The sequence below is a fragment of the Brachybacterium sp. sponge genome (assembly GCF_001613775.1).
GTDB classification, from domain to species: domain Bacteria; phylum Actinomycetota; class Actinomycetes; order Actinomycetales; family Dermabacteraceae; genus Brachybacterium; species Brachybacterium conglomeratum.
Map to the genome: position 1 here is coordinate 1,243,142 of NZ_LRMP01000001.1, position 17,526 is coordinate 1,260,667.

Sequence of the window (17,526 nt, forward strand, 5' to 3'; positions counted from 1 at the left end):
GCTCACCAGGCCGCCGGGGTCGAGCCCGGCAGCAGGACGGTCAGGCGCGTCCGCCCGATCTTGATCAGGGAGCGGTCGTGCAGCGGGACGGGCGTGCGGATGCGCTCGCCGTCGACGAAGGTGCCGTTGGTCGAGCCGAGGTCGGTGGCGACCAGGGACGAGTCCGGCTCGGCGCGCAGCTCGAGGTGGTGCCGGGAGACGCCCGTGTCCTCGAGGATGATGTCCGCGTCGCCGCCGCGGCCGATCACCGTGACGGGGCCGGTGAGCAGGTACTGCTGCCCGTCGATCTCGACGATGGGGCTGCCGCCGGGGCTGTCCTGGGCGGCGCCGGTCGCCGGGGCGACGCTGCCGCGCTCGGTGCGGGACTCGGTCTCGAAGCGGCCCTGACGGACCTCCTCGTCCTGCTCGAGGGCGACGGAGACGGCGCCGACGAACATGTAGCGCTGCTTGTCCGCATGCTCCATGAGCACGCGCTGGAGCTCGTCGAGGAGGGTGTCCTGCCAGGAGGAGAAGCGCTCGGAGTCCTGCGGGTGCAGGTAGACGGTGTACACGTTCGGGGCCAGGGTCCGGGTGCGGTCGACCACCTGGATCTGGTCGTCGCACTCGCGCTTGAGGCCCTGCGCCAGGTCGAGGGGCTTCAGCTGCCCGCGACCGGGCGAGAACACGCTCGTCACGCCGCGGTCGAGGCTGCGCTCGATCCGATCCAAGATCCCCACGGTGGTCCTTCGCTCTCGCTGGGCTGCCAGGTGCGGGCAGCGATCCGTCGACGGGGCTGCGCGCCCCCCGATCGTAGCGCGTGGGAGGCCTCCGACCGGGCGCGCAGGGCGCGGAGGCGGCGAGGGAATCGTGCAGGAGAGGTGAAGGCGGCGCTCCCGGGACGTCGCTGCGCCCCGGCAGGACGCCGGGGCGCAGCGGGCGGGTCGGACGATCCGTGCCTCGGCCCGCGCCTCAGTGGATCAGCACCCGCTGGCCGGTGCGGAACCAGCCGCGCGCCCACAGGTAGTCCGACGCACCCACGGAGATGCGGCTGCATCCGTGGGAGGCGGGATAGGTGGGGATCGAGGTGGAGCCGTGGATCGCCCAGCCGCGGTCGTAGTAGCCGGGCCGGTACAGGTTCCCCAGCGGCCCGTTCTGCCAGCCCCCGGAGTACAGGCGGTACATCCGGAAGTCGCCCTTCGGCGTGGTCGCCGTCTTCCAGCGGCCGCCGGAGTAGTAGCGCTCCCCGCTGCCGGTGGAGGTGTTCAGGATGCAGGCGATCCGGCCGCCCCCGGTGAGGATCAGCAGCTGCCGGGAGAGGTCGACCTCGAAGCCGCTGCCGCTGGTGATCCGGCGGCTCGGCTGCTTCCCCGCATCGATCGCGCCCCAGGTCCTCGCCCCGACCACGCCGTCCCGGCCGAGGCCGGCGGCCTTCTGCACGGCGAAGACGGCCTGCTGGGTGAGGTGCCCGAAGCTGCCGTCGGGCGTGCCGCACCAGTAGCGCAGAGCGTTCAGCCGCTTCTGCAGGGTGGTCACCGCGCTGCCGCGATCCCCCTTGCGGAGCTTCGGGCCGGCGGCGTCGGCGGCCCCGGTGCCGAGCGCGAGCCCGGCGCCGAGCGTGCCCACGCCCAGCAGCAGGAGTCGCCGACTCGGGGCCGGCAGCGGTGCCGCTCCTTCTTCGGCGCCCCCGGCGCTCGTCGAACGGTCGGGTCTCGGTGTGATCGTCAGGTCCATCGGTCTTCCCCTCGTGTGCGTGCGGTCGCCCGGTGCTCTGTGGAGCGGGCGGATGGCCCGGCGCCGGTGTGGGTGCCGGGGGTCACATCCTGCACGGGTCAAGAAAGAGTAAACAAGCGGAAAAGAGGCCTGGTCACCCCGAGGTGTGTGAAGGTTCTGCGATGCCGCAGGTGAACGGGCGAAACGGACATATCACGTTTCGGTCACGGCACGGTCGGAGCGGCCCTGCAGACCCCCGGGCGGGCTCCGGGGCGGGCTCGCCGGCAGGGTCCGGGACGGCCCTCGGCGGGCGGAGGGCCCGTGCCATAGTGGAGCGCGTGCAGCCCTCCACCGCGCCCGTGATCCCCGTCGACCTCGACGCCGCCCACGCCCTCGGCGTCACGGATCCGGGCGGCACCGTCCACCTCCAGGGCGAGACCGAGCGGGTCTTCGACCTCGCGAGCGTCTCCAAGCCCCTGGCCGCCCTCGGCGTGCTCGTCGCCGTCGAGCGGGGCCTGGTCGACCTCGACGAGCCCGCCGGGCCCGAGGGCGCGACCGTGCGCCACCTGATCGCGCATACCGCCGGCTACCCCTTCGAGGGGGAGGAGACGGTCGGCGCGGTCGGCGCCCGCCGCATCTACTCCAACACCGGCTTCGAGGTGCTCGCCGCCCACGTCGAGGAGTCCACCGGCTACGACTTCCCCGAGTGGATGGAGCAGACCGTGATGCAGGGCCTGGACCTCGTGGACCTCGAGGTCGACGGCTCCCCGGCCGCCGGATACCGCGGCACCGTGGCCGACCTGCTCGTCGTCGGCCGCGAGCTGCTCGCGCCCACCCTGATCTCCGACGCCCTCCACGAGGAGATGCGCACGGTGCAGTTCCCGGGGCTTGCCGGGATCCTCCCGGGCTACGGCCGCCAGAAGCCCAACGACTGGGGCCTCGGCATGGAGATCCGCGCGCACAAGGACCCGCACTGGACCGGCGCGCACTCCTCCCCGCGCACCTTCGGCCACTTCGGCCAGTCCGGCTCCTTCCTCTGGGTCGACCCCGAGGCGGGCCTCGCCGCCGCCTTCCTCGGCGAGCAGCGCTTCGGGCCCGACCACGTGCGGATCTGGCCCGGGATCACCGATGCGGTCCTCGAGCGCTTCGCCGGGGGCGGGACGGGCCGATGAGCGCCCTCGCACTGCTGGACGAGTTCGGCTTCGAGGCCGCCGCGATCGTGCTCGGTCCCGAGGGGGAGCGGGAGCGGCGCGGCGACGTCGAGCGGATCCGCCCCTGGCGCTCGGTCACCAAGACCCTCACCGGCCTCGGCGCCGCGCTCGCCCTCCAGGAGGGGCGCGTGTCCCTCGACGACGAGGCCGGCCCGCCCGGCGCCACGCTCCGCCACCTCCTCGCCCACGCCTCCGGCTGCTTCTACGAGTCCGACGCGACCCTCCAGGCGCCGGGCCTGCGCCGCCACTACTCGAACTACGGTATCGACGAGGCCGCCCGCCACGTCGAGCGCGCCGTCGGCCGGGACTTCGGCGACTGGGTCCAGGAGCGGATCGCGGACCGGCTGGGGATGACGGGCCTGGAGTGGGAGGGCTCCGCCTCCGTCGGCGCCTCAGGTGCCCTCGTCGACCTCGCCCTGCTCGCCGCCGAGCTGCAGCACCCCACGCTCCTGGACCAGGAGGTCCACGCCCAGCTCGTCGGCGTCCACTTCCCGGAGCTGGTGGGCATCATGCCGGGATTCGGCAAGCAGGACCCCAACCCCTTCGGGCTCGGCATCGAGGTGCGCGGCACCAAGTCCCCGCACTGGACCGCGACCACCGGCAGCGAGCGGACCTACGGCCACTTCGGCATGCGCGGCACCGCCTTCTGGATCGACCCGGAGGCGGACCTCGCCCTCGTCGTCGGCACCTCGCACGACTTCTGCGACGCGCACCGCGAGATCATGCCGCGCCTCGGCGACGCCGTGCTCGCCGCGCACCGCTGACGCGATAACGTCCAGGAAGACCCCGGGACGCCGGAGGGCCGACGAGCCCCCGCGCCCCGCCCCGCGCGCCGAAGGAGCCGCCACATGTTCGACGACCGGGAGCTCACCGAGTCCCGCATCCGCCGGTTCACGCAGGACCACCTGGTCCCGCGGATCCACCAGGAGCGGGCCGAGGTCACGATCACCGCGCACCGGCTCGAGGGCGAGCCGATCCCGCCGCGCGAGGCGATCGCCCGGGAGTACGGCCCCGTCGAGGTCGGGGCGCCGCTGGGGCGTGCCTGGTCCACCACCTGGCTGCACGTGACCGGCACCGTCCCCTCCGACTGGGCCGCCGACGAGCACTCCGTCCCCGAGCTGATCGTCGACCTCGCCTTCACTGGCCAGCCCGGCTTCCAGGCCGAGGCGCTCGTGTTCACGCCCGACGGCGTGCCCGTCAAGGCGATCAACCCCTGCAACCGGCACCTCCCCGTCCGGCCCGGCGAGGAGCTCGACTACTACCTCGAGTGCGCCGCGAACCCGATGGTCGCCGGCGGCTGGACCTTCGCGCCGACCCCGCTCGGCGACCTCGCGACCGTGCCCGAGGAGGAGCTCTACTCGATCGAGGAGCTCCACCTCGCCCGCCGTGACGTGCGGATCTGGGAGCTGCACGAGGACGTCCGGGCCCTGTCCGGGCTGATGCACGAGCTGCCCGGGACCAGCGCGCGCCGCCACGAGATCCTCCGCGCGCTCGAGACCGCCTGCGACGTCGCCGACCCCGACGACATGGCCGGCACCGCCCGGGCCGCCCGCGAGGCGCTCGCCCCGGCGCTGGCCGCGACGGCCGGCTCCTCCGCTCTCACCGTGCTCGCCACCGGCCACGCCCACATCGACTCGGCCTGGCTGTGGCCCGTGCGGGAGACGGTGCGCAAGGTTGCCCGCACCTTCTCCAACGCCTGCACCCTGATCGAGGACGACCCCGACATCACCTTCTCCGCCTCCTCCGCCCAGCAGTACCGCTGGATCCGGGACCGCTACCCGGAGCTGTTCGAGAGGATCCGCGAGCACGTCGCCGGCGGCCGCTTCGTGCCCGTGGGCGGGATGTGGGTCGAGTCCGACACCAACATGCCCGGCTCCGAGGCGATGGCGCGGCAGTTCGTCGCCGGCAAGCGGTTCTTCCTCGAGGAGCTCGGGGTCGAGACGCGCGAGACCTGGCTGCCGGACTCCTTCGGCTACTCCGCCGCGCTGCCGCAGATCGCCGCGCTCGCCGGCCAGGAGTTCTTCCTGACCCAGAAGGTCTCCTGGAACCAGATCAACACCTTCCCTCACCACACCTTCCGCTGGGAGGGCCTCGACGGCACCAGCGTGTTCACCCACTTCCCGCCCGCCGACACCTACAACGGCTCCCTCACCGGCGCCGAGCTCGCCTACTTCGAGCGGAACTTCAAGGAGAAGGGCCGCTCCTCGATCGGCCTGGACCTGTTCGGCTGGGGCGACGGCGGCGGCGGACCCACCCGCGAGATGATGGCCGCCGGGCGCCGCGCCGCCGACCTCGAGGGCTCCCCGAAGGTCGAGTTCGGCACCGCCGAGGACTTCTTCGAGCGGGCCCGCGCCGAGTACCCCGACGCGCCCGTGTGGAACGGGGAGCTCTACCTCGAGCTGCACCGCGGCACCTACTCCGCGCAGCTCGGCACCAAGCAGGGCAACCGCCGCAGCGAGCACCTCCTGCACGAGGCCGAGCTGCTCGCGACCCTCGCCGCGCTCCGCGCCGAGCACCCCTACCCCCACGACGAGCTCGCCGCGCTGTGGGAGGACACGCTGCTGAACCAGTTCCACGACATCCTCCCCGGCTCCTCGATCGCCTGGGTGCACCGCGAGGCCGAGGCCCAGCACGCCGCGCTCGCCGAACGGGCCGAGCGGATCATCGGCAGCTCCCTTGCCGCGCTCGCCGCGGCAGGCGACGACGCCGCAGGGACGGACGGACGGGAGACGGTGCTGCTGAACACCGCCCCGGTGCCGCGCCGCGGCGTGCCCGCCTACGGCGCGGGCCGCCCAGAGCCGGTCCAGGAGGCCGTGGTCGTGACCCGCGCGGGCGGCGAGGTCCGCCTCGAGAACCAGGCCGTGCGCGCGGTGCTCGACGCCTCCGGCGCGCTGGTCTCCCTCGTCGGCCGGGCCGACGGACGCGAGACCATCGCCCCCGGTGCCCGCGGCGCGCTGCTGCAGCTGCACCGCGACACCCCCAACGCCTGGGACGCCTGGGACATCGACGAGTTCTACCGCCGCGTGGTCCGCGACCTCGAGACCCCGACCGCCGCCGAGGTCGAGGAGGAGGACGGCGGGGTCCGCGTCTCCTTCACCTACACGACCGCGCTCGCCGACGGCGAGGAGACCTCCGGCGTCACCGGCGCGGGCTCCACGATCGTGAAGACCTTCGTGCTGCGCCCCGACGACACCTCCCTCGGGATCGAGGTGGACCTCGACTGGCGCGAGCGCAAGAAGGCGCTCAAGCTCGCCTTCCCGCTGGACCTGCGCGCCTCCCACCTCTCCAGCGAGATCCAGTTCGGGCACGTGGACCGGCCGGTCCCGGTGAACACCTCCTGGGACTTCGCCCGCTTCGAGACCTGCGCGCACCGCTGGGTCCACGCGGCCGAGGGTGAGCACGGGGTGGCGATCGCGAACGACTCGACCTACGGCCACGACGTGCTGCGCACCGTGCGCGAGGACGACGGCGGCACGACCACCACGACCCGCCTGACCCTGGTGCGCTCCCCGGAGTACCCCGACCCCGCCGCCGACCACGGCCGGTACGCCCTGCGCATCGCCGTGCGACCGGGCGCGGGGATCGCCGAGGCGATTGAGGAGGGCTACCGGCTGAACCTGCCCGAGCGCACCGCGCCCGCCGCGGCCGCCTCCCTGCTCGCCGCGCCGCCGGTCACGGTCGCGCCGGCCGACGGGGAGGGTGCCTCGAGCGTGGTCGTCGAGACCGTGAAGCTCGCCGAGGACCGCTCCGGGGACCTGGTGCTGCGGCTGTACGAGTCCTCCGGCGCCCGCGCCGCGGCGACCCTCTCCCTCGACCCGGTCCTCGCGGGCGGCGAGGTGACGGCCACGGACCTGCTCGAGCGACCCTTCGGGGAGGGCACCCCGGCGTTCCGCTCCGCCCTCGCGCGCGACGAGGACGGCACCGTCGAGCTCTCCTTCCGTCCCTTCGAGATCAAGACGCTGCGCATCGCCCGCGGCTGAGGGGCGACAGGCCGACGGGGGAGGCGCCGCTCACAGCGCGGCGGCGCCCTCCCGGCCCGAGGGATACGGTAAGGCTCACCTCACCGGCGTCCTCGCGCCGGTCACGTCCCGCCGACACCGTGCCAGGAGCCGCCCGATGATCCCCGCCCCCGCCGACGCCTCCGCCCCGACCCCCGTGCAAGAGGAGGGCGCCGGCGCCGCCGGGATCTCGCCCGTCGGCCGGGTCTTCGCCGTGATCGCGCTGCTGGAGGCCCTCACCTGGGCGGGGCTGCTGGTCGGCATGTTGCTGAAGTACGTCACCGGCACCACCGAGGCCGGCGTGTGGCTGTTCGGCCGCCTGCACGGCGGGATGTTCATGGTCTACGTCGTGATGACCCTGGTCGCCGCCGTGTCGCTGCGCTGGAGGTGGTGGGTGGCGCTGCTGGCCCTGCTCGCCTCGGTCCCGCCGCTGGTCACCCTGCCGCTGGAGATCTGGCTGCGCCGCACCGGCCGGCTCGCGCGACGCCCGCGGGGCTGAGCGCCCCTGGGCCCCGGTCCCTCAGACGTTGTGGACCAGCGGCCCCGCCGGCTCGCGCCAGCCGGCGAGCACCTCGAGCATCCGGACCATCCGCACCGTCTCCCGCACGTCATGGACCCGCAGGATCCGGGCGCCCAGGCGGATCGTCCAGGCCGCCGCGGCGAGGGAGCCGGCGAGCCGCTCCTCCTTCGGCAGGCCCAGCGACTCGCCGACGAAGTCCTTCCGCGAGAGCGCCGCGAGCAGCGGCAGGCCGAGCGCGGCGTACTCGCCCCAGTCCCGCAGCACCTCGAGGGTCTGCTGCGTGTTCTTGTTGAGGTCCGGGCCGGGGTCCAGCACGATCCGCTCCCGCGCGATGCCCGCCTCGAGCGCCTGCTCCAGGCGTGCGGCGAGGAAGTCCCGCACCTCCTCGACCACGTCCTCGTAGCGGGGGCGGGGGAAGGGGCGGCGCGGCTCCGCGACCGAGTGCGTGAGCACGAGCGAGGCGCCGGCGCGGGCGACCTCCTCCGCCATCCGCGGATCGGACAGGCCCGTGGTGTCGTTGATCAGATCCGCCCCGACCTCGAGCGCGGCGCGGGCGACCGAGGCGTGGAAGGTGTCCACCGAGAGCAGCACCTCGCCCGGCAGCTCGCGGCGCAGCTGCTCGATCACGGGGACCACCCGTGCGGCCTCCTCCGCGGGGTCCAGCGGGTCGCCGGGCGCGAACTTCACCCCGCCCACGTCGACGATGTCGGCGCCCTCCTCCGCGGCGCGGAGCCCCGCGCCGACCGCCTGCTCGAGCTCCCAGGTGCGTCCCTCGTCGAAGAAGGAGTCCTGGGTGCGGTTGACGATCCCCATCACCAGCACGCGCCGGGAGGTGTCGGGCAGGGGGCGCGGCGTCGGAGCGCCCAGCCCGGTCCCGGACTCGGGGGATACAGTGGCGAGACGGCTCGGAGGACGGTCCGTCGGACCCTCGTCATGCACGGTGTTCATGGTCCGTTCCTCTGCTGTTCGGGCGGCCGTCCCACATCTTTGAGCGTCGCCTGACCTGCACTACGTTAAGACTGCACACGGTATTGCACCACCCGGCGCCCGTGCCCCACGGGATCCGGGGACCTGGACTATTGGAGGACTTGCCCCATGAAGATCGTCGTCGCCGGTGGAGATGGGTTCTGCGGCTGGCCCACCGCCCTGTACCTCTCGCAGAAGGGCCACGACGTGACGATCGTGGACAACCTGGTGCGACGCGAGATCGACGTGGAGCTCGGCTCGAACTCCGTCACCCCCATCCTGCCGCTCGAGGAGCGGGTCGCGGCGTGGAAGGAGGTCTCCGGCAAGGACATCGAGGTGCGCATCGCGGACCTCACCGACTACGACGCCGTCGCGTCGGTCTTCCAGGAGATCCAGCCGGAGTCGTTCGTGCACTTCGCCGAGCACCGCTCCGCCCCGTACTCGATGATCGACCGCGAGCACGCGATCGAGAACCACCGCAACAACGTCGAGGGCACCCTGAACGTGCTGTGGGCGATCAAGGACTTCGCCCCCGACTGCCACCTCGTCAAGCTCGGCACCATGGGCGAGTACGGCCAGCCGAACATCGACATCGAGGAGGGCTGGATCGAGATCGAGCACAAGGGCCGCAAGGACCGCCTGCCGTTCCCGAAGGCCCCCGGCTCCTTCTACCACCTCACCAAGGTGCACGACAGCGACAACATCATGTTCGCCTGCCGCATCTGGGGCATCCGCGCCACCGACCTCAACCAGGGCGTCGTCTACGGCCTCGAGACCGACGAGACCCGCCTGGACCCGCGCCTGGTGAACCGCTTCGACTACGACGCGGTGTTCGGCACGGCCCTGAACCGCTTCATCATCCAGGCTGCGATCGGCCACGACCTCACCGTCTACGGCAACGGCTCCCAGACCCGCGGCTACCTGGACATCCAGGACACCGTGCGCTGCATCGAGATCGCCTGCGAGAACCCCGCCGACCGCGGCGAGTTCCGCGTCTACAACCAGTTCACCGAGCAGTTCTCCGTCAAGGAGCTCGCCGAGAAGGTGCAGAAGGTCGCCGGCGACCTGGGCCTGGACGTGAAGATCGCCCCCACGGAGAACCCGCGCGTGGAGAAGTACGACCACTACTACAACGCGGTCAACACCAACCTCCTGGACCTCGGGCTGCAGCCGCACCTGCTCACCGACGAGCACCTCACCGAGGTGCTGAAGGTCGCGATGAACAACACCGACCGGGTCAAGCGCGAGCTGGTCATGCCCACCGTCACCTGGAAGTGAGCCCCGTTCCGTGAAGATCGCGATCGTCACGGAGACCTTCCTGCCCTCCGTCGACGGCGTGGTGACCCGCCTGCGCCACGCCGTCGAACGGTTCACCGACCTCGGCCACGAGGTCATGGTGATCGCCCCCGACCTCGGGGTCACCGAGCACCACGGGGCACGGGTGGTGGGCATCCGCCCGGTGACGCTGCCGTTCTACAAGCATCGGCGCTTCACCCTCCCCAGCCCCAACGTCGACGGCATCATCCGCGGCTTCCACCCGGACGTCGTCCACGCCGCGCAGCCCCTGCTGCTCGCCTCCTCGGGAGCCTTCGCCGCACGCCGGCAGAGGATCCCGCTGGTCGCCAGCTATCACACCCACATCCCCCGCTATCTGGACCTCTACCGGGCCTGGACCTGGGGCAAGCCCGCGGTGTGGTGGCAGATCAGGCGCAACCACGCGATGGCCGACATCAACATCGCCACCTCCGAGACCATGAAGCAGGAGCTCGCGCAGCACGGGATCGAGGACCTCCACGTGGTGCGCCGCGGCGTGGACACCGAGACGTTCCACCCCCGCTTCGCGGACGAGGAGATGCGCTCGCGGCTCACCGGCGGGCACCCGGAGAAGAAGCTCCTGGTGTTCGTGGGCCGGCTCGCCGCGGAGAAGGAGATCCACACGCTGCGCCCCATGATGGAGCGCCGCGACGACGTGGCCCTCGCGATCGTGGGTGACGGCCCCTACCGGGGCGAGCTCGAGGAGCTCTTCGCCGGCACGCGGACCACGTTCCCCGGCTTCATGGAGGGGGAGGAGCTCGCGAGCGCCTTCGCGAGCTCCGACGCCTTCGTCTTCCCCTCGGTCACCGAGACCCTGGGACTGGTGATCCTCGAGGGCATGGCCTCCGGGCTGCCCGTGGTCGCCGCCCGCTCGGGGCCGACGATGGAGCAGGTCACCGACGGGGTCGACGGCCTGCTCTACGACTCCGGCGACCAGGCGAGCCTGGACGAGGCGCTCACCCGGCTCGGCGACGCGCAGCTGCGCGGGAGGATCCGGAGGGCCGCCCGCGCCGAGGCGGAGAGGTTCTCCTGGGAGAACGCCTCCGACGACCTGCTGCGCTACTACGAGATGGCGATCGAGAAGCACGGCCGGAGCCATGACTGAGGGGGCGGCCGGCGCGCGCGAGGAGCGCACCCGCGCCGTCCCCACCGCGCCGCTGCCGCGCCTGGAGCCGGTGACCCTCGCCGGGCACGGGATCCTCCTCGAGCCCGTCAGCGCGGCGCACGTCCCGGGGCTGCAGGGCGTGGTCGCCGACGGGGAGATCCACCGCCTGCCCTTCGCTCCGCACGTGCCCGCGCCGGAGACGGTCCGGGAGTCCGTGCGGGGGCTCCTGGCCGACGTCGAGGCCGGCACCCGTCTCGCCTGGGCCGTCGTGCGCGCGGCGGACGAGCAGGTGGTGGGGCTGACCACCTTCATGAACCTCGCCCTCGCCGACCGCGGCCTCGAGATCGGCAACACCTATCTCGCCGGCTCCGTGCACCGCACCGGGGTGAACACGGCCATGAAGCACCTGCTGCTCTCCCACGCCTTCGACGAGCTCGAGATGCTGCGCGTCGAGTTCCGCGTGCACCACCTGAACCTCGCCTCGCGCCGCGCCGTCGAGGCCCTCGGCGCGCAGCAGGACGGGATCCTGCGCGCCCACCGCATCCTGCCCGACGGCTCGGTGCGCCACACCGTCGTGTACTCGATCCTCGCCCCGGAGTGGCCGGGGATCCGGGCGATGCTGGAGGGGCGGATCGCGCGCCGGCGCGCGGGCTGAGTCCCGGAAAACCTCGTGACAGCACCGGTGGGCCGTGATCGGATAGCTGGCATGGCCGCCGTGCAGATCGCCCCCGTCGACCCCTCTGACCGCGAGGCGCTGCTGGCCTGGAACGCCCTGCTGCGCGACGGCTTCAACGCCGAGCGCGAGGCCGCCTGGTGGGTCGACGGCGAGTCCGTCCTCGCCCAGCACCAGGACCCGAAGCCCGGCCGCACCAGCGTGCTGCTGATCGCGCACCTCGACGGCGCCCCCGTCGGCGCGGCCGGTGCCGAGGCCGATCCCGGCGATCCCGCCGAGGTCGAGATCTCCGTGCTCCCGTCGCACCGCCGCCGCGGCGTGGGCCGCGCGCTCGCCGCCGCCGTCCGCGAGGCGCTCGCCGGGCACGCCCAGGTCGTCCAGGCCGAGACCTACTCCGAGGCCGGGATCGCCTTCGCCCTGGACCAGGGGATGCGGCTCGGGAACCAGGAGCACCGCCTGCTGCGCGCGATGCCGCTGGACACCGCGGCCCTGTCGGGCGCCGCCCCGGCGCCCGGCACCGAGATCCGCACCTGGCACGGCGCCTGCCCCGCAGAGCTCGTGGAGGACTGGGCACGACTGACCACGCAGATGGACGCCGACGTGCCCATGGGCGACCTCACCCGACCCGCCTCCCGCGGCGAGATCGAGGAGCTGCGCCGCAGCGAGCAGCGCATGGACGACCAGGGCTGGACCCTCGTGCGCGGCCTCGCCCTCCACGAGGGGGCCGCGGTCGGCTACACCGAGATCCTCGTGAACCGCCACGACCCCGAGATCCTCACCCAGGACGACACCCTCGTGGACCGCGCCCACCGCGGCCACGGCATCGGCCGGGCGCTCAAGCTCGCGAACCTCGAGAACCTGCGGCAGGTGCCCGAGGTCGCCGAGGCCCGCTGGATCCAGACCTACACCGCACTCGACAACGCCCCGATGCTCGCCCTGAACCGGGCGCTCGGCTTCCGCGAGGCGGACGTGCTGAGCATCCTCGAGGGGGAGCTGCCGGCGGTGTGAGCCCCGGCAGGCACCGCCATCGGGGCCTGTGGCGCACGTCGCACCACGATGCCCCGTCGGCCTCCTTCGCACCCCGACTATGACGGCTTATGACGCGATTCTGGCGCGCTCCCGACCCGCGCCGTCATAGTCGCAGTCATGACCAGCACCGCCACCGAGCCCGGCACGCGCACGGGCAGCACCGTCCCGGAGCCCGCGGCACCCGCCGCCCGGCGCAGCGCGCCCGACGGCGTGCGGCTGGACGGCGTGGCCCGCTCCTTCGACACCCCGCAGGGCCGCCACGACGTGCTGCGAGGTCTCGACCTCGAGCTCCGCTCCGGCGAGATCCTCGCCGTCGTCGGCCCCTCCGGCTGCGGGAAGTCGACCCTGCTGCGGCTCATCGCGGGCCTGGACCGACCGAGCGCCGGCGCGCTGAGCCTCGGCGGCACGGCCCTCGTCGGCACCGACGAGCGCACCGCGGTCGCCTTCCAGGAGCCGCGCCTGCTGCCCTGGCGCACCCTCGAGAAGAACGTCGCCCTCGGCCTGCCCCGCACCACCCCCGCGAAGGCGGGCCGCGAGCGGGTGCGCCACCTGCTGCAGCTGGTCGGCCTCGAGCACGCCGCGGACCTCCGCCCCCGCGAGGTCTCCGGCGGCATGGCCCAGCGCGCCTCCCTCGCCCGGGCGCTCGCCCGCAGCCCCCAGGTGCTGCTGCTCGACGAGCCCTTCGGCGCGCTCGACGCCCTGACCCGCCTGCGCATGCAGGACCTGCTGCTGGAGATCCACGCCGCCGAGCCCACCACCGTCCTCGTCGTCACCCACGACGTCGAGGAGGCGCTGTACCTCTCCGACCGGGTGCTGCTGCTGCGCTCCCTGCGCACCGCCGACCAGATCGAGCCGGGCCTGCCCTCCCTCGCCCGCACCGTCGAGGTGCCCGGCGCCCGCCCCCGCGACCGCGCCGACGCCGCCCTCGCCGGGCTCCGCATGGAGCTCCTCGAAGGACTCGGCGTCCACGCGCACACCACCCCGTCCACCACGACTTCCTCCGAGGACCGCTGATGAGCCACCGCACCGCCCGCACCCTGACCCGCCGCTCCGTCGCCGCCCTCGGCCTGACCGCGGCCGCCGCGCTCGGCGCCGCCGGCTGCGTCGCCGGCGAGGGCTCGACCGACGCCGCCGGCGGCTCCGGCGGGGCGGGGGAGTGGAGCACCGACTCCCTCACCATCGACTTCGCGACCTACAACCCGCTCAGCCTCGTCGTCCGCGACCAGCAGCTGATCGAGAAGGCACTCGGCGAGTCCGTCACCGTCGAGTGGGTGCAGTCGGCCGGCTCCAACAAGGCCAACGAGCTGCTGCGCTCGGGCTCCGCGGACGTCGCCTCGACCGCGGGCTCCGCCGCGCTGCTGGCCCGCGCCAACGGCTCCCCGATCAAGGTCATCGACATCTACTCCCAGCCCGAGTGGTCCGCGCTCGTGGTCGCCGAGGGCAGCGACATCGCCGGTCCCGCCGACCTCGCCGACCTCGCCGGCCGCCCCGTCGCCGCGACCCCCGGCACCGACCCGTACTTCTTCCTCGTCCAGGCGCTCGCCGAGGCGGGACTCGCGATCGGCGACGTCGACCTCCAGCCCCTCCAGCACGCCGACGGCCGCTCCGCCCTCGAGGGCGGCAGCGTCGAGGCCTGGTCGGGGCTGGACCCGATCATGGCCGCGGCCGAGGTCGAGTCCGGCGCGCAGCTCGTCTACCGCAACGTCGACTTCAACACCTACGGCTTCCTCAACGCCACCGAGGAGTTCATCGACCAGCACGCCGATGTCGCCCAGGTGGTCGTCGACGCCTACGAGGAGGCGCGCACCTGGGCGCTCGAGCACCTCGAGGAGACCGCGGCGCTGCTCGCCGAGGTCGCCGGCATCGGCCCCGAGGTCGCGTCCACCGTGATCACCGAGCGCTCCAACCTCGACGTCTCCGGCGTGCCGGGCGAGGACCAGCTCGCGGTGCTCGAGGCGATCTCCCCGGTCCTCGCCGACTCGGGCGACGTCGCCGGCGGCGCCGACGCGGTGAAGGATGCGCTCGCCTCGATCGTGCACGCGGACTTCGCGACCGCCGCGGTGGAGGCGCAGTGAGCATCCCGACCGAGATCCCGCTGGCCTCCTCGACCGGACCCGCGACGACGGAGCCCGCCCCGTCGGCCCCCTCCTCCGAGGCGCGCTCCCTCTGGGACCGCCCCGGGGTGCGCCTCGCCGCCGGTGCGGCGCTGCCGCTGATCGTCCTCGCGATCTGGCAGCTCGTCACGGCGACCGGGCTCGTGCCCGTCTACCGCCTGCCCGCGCCGCTGACGGTCCTGCAGGCGGGCGGCGACCTCGTCTCCCGCGGCGAGCTCGGACTGCACATCGCGATCTCCGTGCAGCGCGTGCTGCTCGGCTTCGCGATCGGATCCGTGATCGGCCTCGCCGTCGCCGCGGTCGTCGGCCTCTCCCGCGCCGGCGAGGCGCTGCTGAGCCCCACCCTCGCCGCGCTGCGGGCCGTGCCCTCGCTCGCCTGGGTGCCGCTGCTGATCCTGTGGCTGCAGATCGGCGAGGAGTCCAAGGTGACCCTGATCGCGATCGGCGCCTTCTTCCCCGTCTTCACCACCGTCGCCTCCGCGCTGCGGCACATCGACCCGCACCTCGTCGAGGCCGGGCGCTGCTTCGGCCTGCGCGGATGGTCCCTGTTCCGCACCGTGCAGCTGCCGGCCGTGGTGCCCTCGGTCGTCTCCGGCCTGCGCCTCGCCCTCGCCCAGGCGTGGCTCTTCCTCGTCGCCGCGGAGCTGATCGCCTCCTCGATGGGCCTCGGCTTCCTGCTCAACGACTCCCAGCAGAACGGCCGCGTGGACCGGATCCTGCTGACCATCGTGCTGCTCGCCCTGCTGGGCAGCCTCACCAACGCCCTGCTGGGCCTCGTCGAGAAGAAGCTCCTGAGGAGGTGGGCATGACCGCCACCGACACGAACGCCGCCGCTCCGACCGCCGCCGAGTCCCGCCTGGTCGAGACCCGCACCTTCGCCCCGGACCCGGCGCTCGCCGGCACCTGGAACGTCGGCCCCGGCATCCACGCGCAGGCCGAGGCGGACCCGATCGCCTTCTGGGAGGACGCCGCCCGGCGCCTCGACTGGGCCGAGCCCTGGCGCACGGCGCTCGAGTGGGAGCCGCCGACGACCGACCCCGCGACCGGAGAGCTCACCGTCCCCGCCGCGCGCTGGTTCGTCGGCGGGAGGCTGAACGTCGCCGAGAACTGCGTGGACCGCCATGTCGCCGCCGGCCGCGGCGAGAAGGTCGCGCTGTTCTTCGAAGGCGAGCCGGGGGACCGCGAGGCGGTCACCTACGCGGACCTCCAGGTCCGCGTCTCCCGCGCCGCGAACGCCCTGACGGACCTCGGCATCGGCCCCGGCGACCGGGTCGTCGTCTACCTGCCGGTGCTCGTCGAGACCGTCGTCATCGCGCTCGCCTGCGCCCGGATCGGCGCCGTGCACTCCCTCGTCTTCGGCGGCTTCAGCGCCGAGGCGGTCCGCTTCCGCCTCCAGGACACCCGGGCGAAGCTGCTGGTCACCTCCGACGGGCAGTTCCGCCGCGGGAAGGCCGTCGAGGTGAAGTCCGCCGCCGACGAGGCCGCCCGCGACCTGCCCGACCTGGAGCACGTCCTCGTCGTGCGCCGCACCGGCCAGGACGTGGCCTGGACCGAGGGTCGTGATGTGTGGTGGCACGAGAGCGTGGACCGCGCGAGCGAGGAGCATGTGCCCGAGCCCTTCGACGCCGAGCACCCGCTGTTCATCATCTACACCTCCGGCACGACCGGGAGGCCGAAGGGCCTGGTCCACACCTCGGGCGGCTATCTCGCCCACGCCTCCTGGTCGCACTGGGCGCACTTCGACGCGAAGGATTCCGACGTCCACTGGTGCACCGCGGACCTCGCCTGGGTCACCGCGCACACCTACGAGATCTACGGCCCGCTCAGCAACGGCCTCACCCAGGTCATCTACGAGGGCACCCCCGGCGAGCCGCACCGCGAGCGGCACCTCGAGATCATCGAGCGCTACGGCGTGACCGTCTACTACACGGCCCCGACCCTGATCCGCACCCTCATGTCCTGGTTCGGCGAGGAGCTCCCGGCCGGCCACGACCTGTCCACGCTGCGCCTGCTCGGCACCGTCGGCGAGGCGATCAACCCCGAGGCATGGATCTGGTTCCACCGCACCTTCGGCCGCGGCGAGCTGCCGATCATCGACACCTGGTGGCAGTCCGAGACGGGCGCGTCGATGCTCGTGCCCCTGCCCGGGGTGACCACGCTGAAGCCCGGGTCCGCGACCGGCCCGCTGCCCGGCATCGACATGGCCGTGGTCGACGAGGCCGGACGGGAGGTCCCCGCCGGGGTCGCCGGCACGCTGGTGGCCCGTCGGCCCTGGCCCGGGATGGCCCGCACCGTCTGGGGCGATCCGGAGCGCTATCGCGACTCCTACTGGCGCGACTACGCCGGCTGCGGCGAGCACGGCGGCTACTACGTCGCCGGGGACTCCGCCACGGTCGACGCCGACGGCTGCTTCTGGATCCTCGGCCGACTCGACGACGTCGTGAACGTCTCCGGGCACCGCCTGTCCACGATCGAGATCGAGTCGGCTCTGGTCGCCGAGGGCAGCGTGCAGGAGGCCGGCGCCGCCGGCATCGACGACGCGCTGACCGGCCAGGCCGTCGCCGTGTTCGTCATCCCCCGCGGGGACCGCCGGTCCGACGCCGCGGCCCTGCGCGACCGGGTCGCCCGCGAGATCGGCCCGATCGCGAAGCCCCGCCACGTGATCGAGGTGCCGGACCTGCCCCGCACCCGCTCGGGGAAGATCATGCGCCGCCTGCTCGCCCAGCTCGTCCACGCCGAGCGGGCCCGCCGCGCCGGCCGCACCCCCGGACCGCTCGGGGACGTCACCTCCCTGCAGAACCCGGAGGCCGTCGCCGCGGTCGCGGACGCGCTCGCGTCCCTGCCCGCGGACGACCCGACCGTCTCCCCGCAGGACTGACACGCTTCCCACCGCCCGCACCGACCGTC

The 17,526-nt window shown here is 73.4% G+C and carries 15 protein-coding genes; 12 read left to right on the top strand and 3 right to left on the bottom strand.

Features of this window, described 5'->3' with window-relative positions; all coding sequences use genetic code 11:
• Positions 1-2: 2 nt before the first annotated feature.
• Both A4A78_RS05420 and A4A78_RS05425 read right to left on the bottom strand, forming a co-directional pair.
• The gene (locus A4A78_RS05420; RefSeq protein WP_062947336.1) at positions 3-716 is read right to left on the bottom strand and encodes a DUF3662 and FHA domain-containing protein; all 714 of its coding nucleotides are present in this window, start codon (positions 714-716) and stop codon (positions 3-5) included.
• A 232-nt stretch (positions 717-948) separates the two neighbouring features.
• Entirely contained in the window at positions 949-1,710 is a 762-nt protein-coding gene (locus tag A4A78_RS05425; protein ID WP_062947337.1) for a L,D-transpeptidase family protein, read from the bottom strand.
• A gap of 317 nt (positions 1,711-2,027) precedes the next feature.
• On the opposite strand from A4A78_RS05425, the gene A4A78_RS05430 reads away from it, so the two are divergent.
• From A4A78_RS05430 to A4A78_RS05445, 4 genes are all read left to right on the top strand, one after another.
• Complete coding sequence (locus A4A78_RS05430; RefSeq protein WP_062948084.1) at positions 2,028-2,861, top strand: serine hydrolase; 834 nt, start codon at positions 2,028-2,030, stop codon at positions 2,859-2,861.
• Positions 2,858-3,664: a serine hydrolase gene (locus A4A78_RS05435; RefSeq protein ID WP_062947338.1), complete on the top strand. Its 807-nt coding sequence runs from the start codon at positions 2,858-2,860 to the stop codon at positions 3,662-3,664. Before A4A78_RS05430 ends, A4A78_RS05435 begins: the two co-directional genes overlap by 4 nt.
• Before the next feature lie 84 nt (positions 3,665-3,748).
• Positions 3,749-6,880, top strand: coding sequence for an alpha-mannosidase (locus tag A4A78_RS05440; RefSeq protein ID WP_062947339.1), 3,132 nt, complete (start codon positions 3,749-3,751; stop codon positions 6,878-6,880).
• 136 nt (positions 6,881-7,016) lie between these two features.
• The gene (locus A4A78_RS05445) at positions 7,017-7,397 is read left to right on the top strand and encodes a DUF3817 domain-containing protein (RefSeq protein ID WP_156488558.1); all 381 of its coding nucleotides are present in this window, start codon (positions 7,017-7,019) and stop codon (positions 7,395-7,397) included.
• 21 nt (positions 7,398-7,418) lie between these two features.
• Here A4A78_RS05445 and folP read toward each other — a convergent pair whose 3' ends face one another.
• Positions 7,419-8,366, bottom strand: coding sequence for a dihydropteroate synthase (folP, locus tag A4A78_RS05450; RefSeq protein ID WP_062947340.1), 948 nt, complete (start codon positions 8,364-8,366; stop codon positions 7,419-7,421).
• Between the two features lie 147 nt (positions 8,367-8,513).
• On the opposite strand from folP, the gene A4A78_RS05455 reads away from it, so the two are divergent.
• The 8 genes from A4A78_RS05455 to acs all read left to right on the top strand — a co-directional run bounded on the left by A4A78_RS05455 (position 8,514) and on the right by acs (position 17,497).
• Positions 8,514-9,662: an NAD-dependent epimerase/dehydratase family protein gene (locus A4A78_RS05455; RefSeq protein WP_062947341.1), complete on the top strand. Its 1,149-nt coding sequence runs from the start codon at positions 8,514-8,516 to the stop codon at positions 9,660-9,662.
• 10 nt (positions 9,663-9,672) lie between these two features.
• A complete protein-coding gene (locus tag A4A78_RS05460; RefSeq protein WP_062947342.1) occupies positions 9,673-10,803 on the top strand; it encodes a glycosyltransferase family 1 protein in 1,131 nt (376 codons plus the stop codon).
• Positions 10,796-11,458: a GNAT family N-acetyltransferase gene (locus A4A78_RS05465; protein WP_062947343.1), complete on the top strand. Its 663-nt coding sequence runs from the start codon at positions 10,796-10,798 to the stop codon at positions 11,456-11,458. The genes A4A78_RS05460 and A4A78_RS05465 overlap by 8 nt, the downstream gene beginning before the upstream one ends.
• 51 nt (positions 11,459-11,509) lie before the next feature.
• On the top strand, positions 11,510-12,484 hold the full coding sequence (locus A4A78_RS05470) for a GNAT family N-acetyltransferase (protein ID WP_062947344.1): 975 nt from the start codon (positions 11,510-11,512) through the stop codon (positions 12,482-12,484).
• A 138-nt stretch (positions 12,485-12,622) separates the two neighbouring features.
• On the top strand, positions 12,623-13,519 hold the full coding sequence (locus A4A78_RS05475) for an ABC transporter ATP-binding protein (protein WP_197466630.1): 897 nt from the start codon (positions 12,623-12,625) through the stop codon (positions 13,517-13,519).
• Positions 13,519-14,580 (top strand): aliphatic sulfonate ABC transporter substrate-binding protein, encoded by a 1,062-nt coding sequence (locus A4A78_RS05480; protein WP_062947345.1) that lies wholly within the window; start codon positions 13,519-13,521, stop codon positions 14,578-14,580. Before A4A78_RS05475 ends, A4A78_RS05480 begins: the two co-directional genes overlap by 1 nt.
• Positions 14,577-15,428, top strand: coding sequence for an ABC transporter permease (locus A4A78_RS05485; protein WP_156488559.1), 852 nt, complete (start codon positions 14,577-14,579; stop codon positions 15,426-15,428). Before A4A78_RS05480 ends, A4A78_RS05485 begins: the two co-directional genes overlap by 4 nt.
• Positions 15,425-17,497 (top strand): acetate--CoA ligase, encoded by a 2,073-nt coding sequence (gene acs, locus A4A78_RS05490; protein WP_062947346.1) that lies wholly within the window; start codon positions 15,425-15,427, stop codon positions 17,495-17,497. Before A4A78_RS05485 ends, acs begins: the two co-directional genes overlap by 4 nt.
• Positions 17,498-17,526 lie beyond the last annotated feature (29 nt).

Bases quoted from the DNA above. Each gene is read 5' to 3' on its own strand.
- A4A78_RS05455 (WP_062947341.1), top strand. From the start codon at position 8,514: ATGAAGATCGTCGTCGCCGGTGGAGATGGGTTCTGCGGCTGGCCCACC.
- A4A78_RS05480 (WP_062947345.1), top strand. From the start codon at position 13,519: ATGAGCCACCGCACCGCCCGCACCCTGACCCGCCGCTCCGTCGCCGCC.
- folP (WP_062947340.1), bottom strand. From the start codon at position 8,366: ATGAACACCGTGCATGACGAGGGTCCGACGGACCGTCCTCCGAGCCGT.
- A4A78_RS05465 (WP_062947343.1), top strand. From the start codon at position 10,796: ATGACTGAGGGGGCGGCCGGCGCGCGCGAGGAGCGCACCCGCGCCGTC.
- acs (WP_062947346.1), top strand. From the start codon at position 15,425: ATGACCGCCACCGACACGAACGCCGCCGCTCCGACCGCCGCCGAGTCC.
- A4A78_RS05475 (WP_197466630.1), top strand. From the start codon at position 12,623: ATGACCAGCACCGCCACCGAGCCCGGCACGCGCACGGGCAGCACCGTC.
- A4A78_RS05445 (WP_156488558.1), top strand. From the start codon at position 7,017: ATGATCCCCGCCCCCGCCGACGCCTCCGCCCCGACCCCCGTGCAAGAG.
- A4A78_RS05440 (WP_062947339.1), top strand. From the start codon at position 3,749: ATGTTCGACGACCGGGAGCTCACCGAGTCCCGCATCCGCCGGTTCACG.
- A4A78_RS05425 (WP_062947337.1), bottom strand. From the start codon at position 1,710: ATGGACCTGACGATCACACCGAGACCCGACCGTTCGACGAGCGCCGGG.
- A4A78_RS05470 (WP_062947344.1), top strand. From the start codon at position 11,510: ATGGCCGCCGTGCAGATCGCCCCCGTCGACCCCTCTGACCGCGAGGCG.
- A4A78_RS05435 (WP_062947338.1), top strand. From the start codon at position 2,858: ATGAGCGCCCTCGCACTGCTGGACGAGTTCGGCTTCGAGGCCGCCGCG.